The organism is Arthrobacter sp. Bi26 (genome assembly GCF_918697925.1).
Classification (GTDB): Bacteria; Actinomycetota; Actinomycetes; order Actinomycetales; family Micrococcaceae; genus Arthrobacter.
This window is the reverse complement of record NZ_CAKKMF010000156.1, coordinates 1-5,982: the sequence shown is the minus strand read 5'-3', so window position 1 is coordinate 5,982 and position 5,982 is coordinate 1. Positions and strand designations below refer to the sequence as shown.

The following is a 5,982-nucleotide window of genomic DNA, read 5'->3' as shown; positions in this document are numbered from 1 at the left end:
GCAACGCGGTCCGCGACGCGCTCCGCTTCCTGGACAAACTCGGCGGCTCCGCGCCGGGCACCACCCGCGGCCCGGCGTCAAAACCTGCGGGGAAGCCGACGGGCAAGCCGACGGGGAAGGCGCGGCCGGGTCAGACACGGCCGGGCGCCACGGGCGGCACGGGCGGCACTCCGGCCGCCGGACTGACCGGGACGTATCCCGGCGACTTCCGGGGCCGGGCGGCCGTCCGCTACGCCCCCGCACCCAACGGCCTGCCCGAGCCCGGCGAAATCGTGTGGACCTGGGTGCCCTATGAAGAGGACTATTCCCGAGGCAAGGACCGTCCGGTGCTGCTGGTGGGCACCAGCGGCCGGTATCTGCTGGGTCTGATGCTGACGAGCAAGGACCACAACGGCGATTCCCCCCGGTCGGATGACTACGTTGACATCGGCACGGGCCCCTGGGACCGCCAGTGGCGGCCCAGCGAAGCGAAGCTGGACCGGATTCTGCAGATCAATGCCAATGACATCCGGCGCGAAGGAGCGATCCTGGACGTAGGCCGCTTCAATCTCATCGCAGCGGCCCTGCGGGAGCGCCGCGGCTGGAACTGACCCGCCCGGCGCCGGGTCCTGCGGCGGATTGCCACGGGTACTCGTGCCTGCACGTTCATCTCTGCTATTATTTACAGCTGTGTGTCCGTGCAGGTCGACGGCCACAGATGGTTGGTCGCCATAGGTATCCCCACGCCGCTCAGTCAATGGCCAATCTGAAAGCCCTCTAGACCATTTTCCGCATTGAAAAAGAGAGTTCACACGTGGCTAATATCAAGTCCCAGAAGAAGCGCATCCTGACCAACGAAAAGGCTCGCCTGCGCAACAACGCAGTCAAGTCCGAGCTGAAGACGGCCATCCGCGCCGTCAACACCGCCGTTGAGTCCACCGACAAGGATGCTGCTGCTGTTGCACTGCTTTCTGCCAGCCGCAAGCTGGACAAGGCTGTCAGCAAGGGCGTTCTCCACAAGAACAACGCTGCAAACCGCAAGTCGGCCATCTCCAAGAAGGTCAACGCGCTCTAAGGTTTCCAGTTCACTCGAACTGATGATTGTGGCCGGCACCCCATGGGTGCCGGCCACATCCAGTTAAGCCGCACGTTGCGTTCTCATCCGGACACGTCGCCGGCTGGCCGCGGCCGGGTCTGACCGGACGCCGTGCGGGTGGGTCAGAACCCGGGTGTCAGGAACTTCGGACCGAGGTGGCAATCACCGTTACCGCATGTTCCACGGCATAGACGGGATCCCGGGAGAGCCCCTTGACCTGGGCGTCGGCCTCGGCGGTGACCTGGATGGAGCGGACCAGCCCGTCGGGTGTCCAGCGCCGGACTTCCCGCTGGGCCTGTTCGACGAGCCAGGGTTGCATTCCGAGTTGCTTTGCGATTTGCGAGGACGAACCCTGGGCGCCGGCCACCTTGGCCAGGGAGCGCAGCTTGGACGCCAGCGCCGCCACGATCGGAACGGGATCCGCGCCGGTGGCCAGGGCGTGGCGGAGCGTGGAAAGGGCCAAAGGGCCGTTGCCGGCCATCGCAGCGTCGGCGACCTTGAAGGCCGTTGCCTCGACCCGGCCGCCGTAGTATTTGTCCACCATGGCGGCGTCCACGCCGGTGGTGGCGTCCGCGATTAGCTGGCTGCAGGCGGCGGCGAGTTCCGCGAGCTGCGCGCCGACCGCATTGACGAGGGCGTGCACGGCGTCGGGGTCGATCCGACGGGAAGCCGTCTTGAACTCGGCCGTGACGAAGGCGATCTTCTCGGCGTCTTTTTTGAGCGGCTGGCAGTCCACGACGGGCCAGCCCGCGGCCTTGATGGCGTCCAGCAGCTTCTTGCCGCGGACTCCCCCGCCGTGGCGAAGCACCAGGACGGCGTCCGGTTCCGGCTGCGCCACATATTTAAGGGCATCGGCCAGGAAGGCGTCGTTCATCGCCTCGAGCCCGTCAACCTCGATGAGCTTCTGTTCGCCAAACAGTGAAGGGCTGACGTTCATAGCCAGCGACCCCGCCACGTAGCTGCCGGCATTGAGCCGGGTAATTTCGACGTCGGGCGCCGCCTCGCGAACCTGCCCGCGGATACGGTCCATGGCACGCGAGCCCAAGTAGTCTTCCGGGCCGCCGACCAGGACTACGGCAGCCGGTGTCACGTCGCGCCAGGTGGCGGTGTTCGACGCCGAGGTCCTGGGCCGTTGGGTCTGGGCAGCAGCCACTCGTGATTCCTCCCGGAAGTTGATTTGCGGACTCTAAGCGTCCCACGCCCGGACCGGTGCTCCAAGCCGCGCCGGACGGCCTGCCCGGCGGGCGGCCGTGCCTCCGAAGGCGACCGTCCTTCGAGCCCGGCAACCACCCTCGCATGTGCCACCAGGACAGCCCGAACAACCACCGCCGGGTGCAGAGCCAGCCACGCCGCTGCCAGCACAGTCGCGGAAAAGACACCCATGGTGGCTGCGCCGAAGGCCCCTTCCGGCCACGGCAGCGCAGCGCCCGGGAGGGCCGCGAAACACCGCGCGATACCCGCCACAGCGCCGGCGAAGAAGGCAGCAGCGGCCATCAGGAGCTGCGCAACGGCAGGGACTGCGGGCAGGAGCGCCGCAGCGGCCGTGCCGAGGAGTGTCACTGGCGCCACGAGTCCCGCAGCGGCCACGTTCGCGGGCAGGGCGTACAAGCCGAACTGCGGTTGCAACAGCACGATCGCCGGAGCGCAGAACAGCTGGGCGGACAGGGGTACGGCAACCCCGGCTGCCGCCCAGCGCGGCACCGCTGGTGGCAGCCACTCCATGATGCGACGTCCAGTGACCACAATTCCAAGCGTGGCCAGCACCGAGAGCAGGAATCCGAAGCTGGTGGCCAGGACCGGCTGTGCCAACAGCAGGCCGATGACGGCAACGCACAGCAGGCTGAGTCCACGCCCCGCCCGGCCAAAGGCCACGGACGCGAGACCAATGCTGCCCATGAGTGCGGCCCTCAGCACACTGGGATCCGGTCCCACCATGAGGACAAACAGCCCGAGCCCCGCGAGACTGACCGCGGCGGCTGCGGTGCGCGGCAGGCGCAGTGTGCGGGCAGCGAGCAGCAACGTCCCCAGGATCAGGCTGCAGTTCGCTCCGCTGACGGCCGTCAGGTGCGTCATGCCCACCGTCTTCATAGCGACTTCCAATTCCGCGTCCAGGGCGCTGGTGTCGCCGGTGACCATCCCGGGCAGCAGCCCGCCGGCATCGCCGCCGAAGCGTGCCGCCGCGGCGGTGAATGCACGGCGCAGCTCACCGGGACCTTGCTGCCAGGGCCCGGGTCCCCGCAACACCGTTGGAGCGGACGAGGCTGAAAGGATTCCTGTGTCCGGCTCCCCTGGCGCGGCCGGCCGGAGCCTGCCCGTGGCGCGCAGGCGCTGGCCCGGAACGGCGAGTTCCCACGCCGTTCCACCCATGACGACGAGCCGGGCTTCTCCGGCGACCCTTTGGCCGCCGAAGGTCATCGCCTTCAGCATGACGGGGACCGCCCAGCGGTCCGCCAGTCCGCCGGCCCCGGGAACCCGAAGCCGCCGCGGGGCGCCCGCAATTTCCAGTTCCGCGACGACAGCCGCGCGCGCGGCCACGGCCTCGGCGATGGCGCCGTCATGCCGCCGGGACGCCTCGACGGCGGCATGGGCGCCCGCCGCCACGGACAGCACCAGCGCCACAGCCAGAGTGACGCGAAGGCTGCGCGCAGCCACCGGCCCGGGACGGGGGCCGTGCCGGGCGGCTTCGCGCACATCCGTGGCGCTCCGAACCCTGGCGCTCCTGCCGTGGGCACGGCCGAACCCAGCGCGGCCGAACCCAGCGCGGCCGGGGTTGCCGCGTCCTGCCAAGAAGAGCAGGATTCCGGCGGTCGCCGCCAGTGCCGTGCAGAGTCCCGCCAGTCCGGAAGGGGACAACGAGTTTCCGGCCACAGCGGTCCCCCAAACAAGGAGGGTGGGCAGCACCAGCCGAAGGTCCGTCCGCCGTGTCCGGTCCGTCAGGCGTCGAGGCAAGGCAATGTCGCGCGCGGCCCGGGACAGCAGGCTTTCGGTGATGTGACCGGTGAGGTGCCCGGGAGGGAGCCATCCAATGCGCCCAAGGCACCCCGGGAAATCCGGGAGGCGCTTTGCCCTCTGGCTCGCAGAAGGGCTGCCACCGGGCTGTAGACCGTGGGCTGCGGGCGCGGTCATGCCCGACCCGCGAACCCGGCCGCCGCCCACCGGGGCATCGCGTTCCGAGGGCGCCGGCGAATGGACGGCCGCGTCGACGTAGCGCTGCCAACGGCTCCGCGGGGCTGCTGCCACCAGACCCCGCAGGCTGGTCCGACTCACGTCACGCTGTGGCACGTCAGGCTGTGGCACGTCACGATGTTGCGCAGCATGCCGCGACGCGTCAGCGTCCCCCCGCGCCATGTCAGATGCCTACCAACGGGAGCAGGGCCTCGAGCAACTTTGGACCGATTCCGTCAACCGCGTCGAGCTCCTGCGCGCTCTTGAAGCGCCCGTGCTGCTGACGCCAGTCCACGATGCGCTGCGCCAAGACCGGACCGACGCGCGGGAGAGTCCCCAGTTCCTCGAGGCTGGCGGTGTTGATGTTGATCTTTCCGCCACCGCTGCCTGATGTGGTGCCACCCGGGGCGGAACCGGGCTCAGGCGAGCCGCCTGTGGGCGCATCGGCCGGATCGGGTTCGCCGCGGATGGGCACCAGGACCTTCTGGCCGTCCTCCAACACGGCGGCCAGGTTGAGCCGGTCCTGATCCGCCGTGTCCGTGGCCCCGCCTGCCGCCAGGATCGCTTCGTAAAGCCGGCTCCCCGCGGGCAACTGAACCACCCCCGGCCTGAGCACCGCGCCGGCAACATGGACCTCGATGGTTTTCGGCGCCGTGCTGGCATCATCTTCTGCCGGCGGCGCGACGGTCTCGCCCGCTGCCGGATCGGCAGCCTCCTCCGCGGCCGGGGCGGGCTCGCTGAGCGCGACCACCTGCGCGCCGCCGGTGCCAGCCTGCCACCAGAAGTAACCGCCCAGCACCGCGGCGAGGACGCCCAGCAGAACCGCCGCCCGCAGACCGGTCCTGGCCCGCAACACCGTGGACAGCGGCGCCCCTGCAACGCGCCCGCGCCCGGGGAGCTCCTCGGAGTGCGTTCCGTCACCGCCGGCACGGCGCCTGCCGGCACCGCCGACGACCCCGGCGGCCAGGGACGGGATGGGGAGGCCGGACGCCGGCACGTCCAACAGCCCCGAGGACAGCTCCGCCGCCCGTTGCGCGTCCAACGACATCCCCGAACTCCCGGCCTTCGGCGAATGCCCGGCGTCTCCGGCATCCGCCGCACCGCCGAGCGTCGCCGCCAGGCGTTCACGGGCAACCCTAACTCCGGTGGCGGATTCGGCTTCCGGGTTCCGGCGTGACATGGAAGCGACTCTAGGCAACCCTCACCCACACCGATATCCGGCACCAGGCGTATGTGGAAATACCTGAGTAATACGCGTATTTTCGCAGCAACGGGCAAGTATTCCCTACGCTGGTGCCCACTCGGACCCGGTGGTAACGTCTGCATCCTCAATCGAGAAGACTTTGCCGGCTGGGGGCAACCCTGATCGCCTGGATGTGACCATCAGGCGTCGAAAGCTGGTGTGCAATGAAGTGGTTGTTTTGGCCAGCGGCGGTCGTGGCTCTTGGCGGCGCCATGCTGCCGGCCCCGCCTGCTGTGGCAGACACGACGCAAGCTACCTCAACCCAGATCGTCAACTTTTCCCTTGACAGCAGTTTCTGCCCGCAGCACGGCCTGTACGGCATAGCGCACGTGACGGTTGACGGCACGGCAGGAATGACGGCCGACCAAAATTTCATCTGGACCACCCAGACGGCCGCCACGTCGATTCACTCGGTGCCACCCGCGGGCGCCGTCGCCAATGTCACGATTGTCTACCACTGCAACGTCCAGGTGCTCTGGTGGCTGGAGCCCGGCAGCGC

General features: G+C 69.0%; 6 protein-coding genes. 3 read left to right on the top strand and 3 right to left on the bottom strand.

Annotated elements, in window-relative coordinates:
- The first annotated feature begins 29 nt into the window (after window positions 1-29).
- Together LQV16_RS22665 and rpsT are read left to right on the top strand one after the other, a co-directional pair.
- Window positions 30-590, top strand: a complete 561-nt coding sequence (locus LQV16_RS22665) for a type II toxin-antitoxin system PemK/MazF family toxin (RefSeq protein ID WP_229996096.1) — start codon at window positions 30-32, stop codon at window positions 588-590.
- Window positions 591-793: 203 nt separating this feature from the next.
- Window positions 794-1,054 (top strand): 30S ribosomal protein S20, encoded by a 261-nt coding sequence (gene rpsT, locus LQV16_RS22660; protein ID WP_018773112.1) that lies wholly within the window; start codon window positions 794-796, stop codon window positions 1,052-1,054.
- 157 nt (window positions 1,055-1,211) lie between these two features.
- Here rpsT and holA read toward each other — a convergent pair whose 3' ends face one another.
- The 3 genes from holA to LQV16_RS22645 all read right to left on the bottom strand — a co-directional run bounded on the left by holA (window position 1,212) and on the right by LQV16_RS22645 (window position 5,420).
- Window positions 1,212-2,228, bottom strand: a complete 1,017-nt coding sequence (gene holA, locus LQV16_RS22655; RefSeq protein WP_229996095.1) for a DNA polymerase III subunit delta — start codon at window positions 2,226-2,228, stop codon at window positions 1,212-1,214.
- Window positions 2,162-4,315 (bottom strand): ComEC/Rec2 family competence protein, encoded by a 2,154-nt coding sequence (locus tag LQV16_RS22650; RefSeq protein WP_229996094.1) that lies wholly within the window; start codon window positions 4,313-4,315, stop codon window positions 2,162-2,164. Before LQV16_RS22650 ends, holA begins: the two co-directional genes overlap by 67 nt.
- A gap of 109 nt (window positions 4,316-4,424) precedes the next feature.
- Window positions 4,425-5,420, bottom strand: a complete 996-nt coding sequence (locus LQV16_RS22645) for a helix-hairpin-helix domain-containing protein (protein WP_229996093.1) — start codon at window positions 5,418-5,420, stop codon at window positions 4,425-4,427.
- 227 nt (window positions 5,421-5,647) lie between these two features.
- On the opposite strand from LQV16_RS22645, the gene LQV16_RS22640 reads away from it, so the two are divergent.
- Window positions 5,648-5,982: hypothetical protein (locus tag LQV16_RS22640; RefSeq protein WP_229996092.1), on the top strand; the 335-nt coding region annotated here is incomplete at its 3' end.

Excerpts from the sequence above, each read along its gene's own strand:
- LQV16_RS22645 (WP_229996093.1), bottom strand. The coding sequence starts at position 5,420 with ATGTCACGCCGGAACCCGGAAGCCGAATCCGCCACCGGAGTTAGGGTT.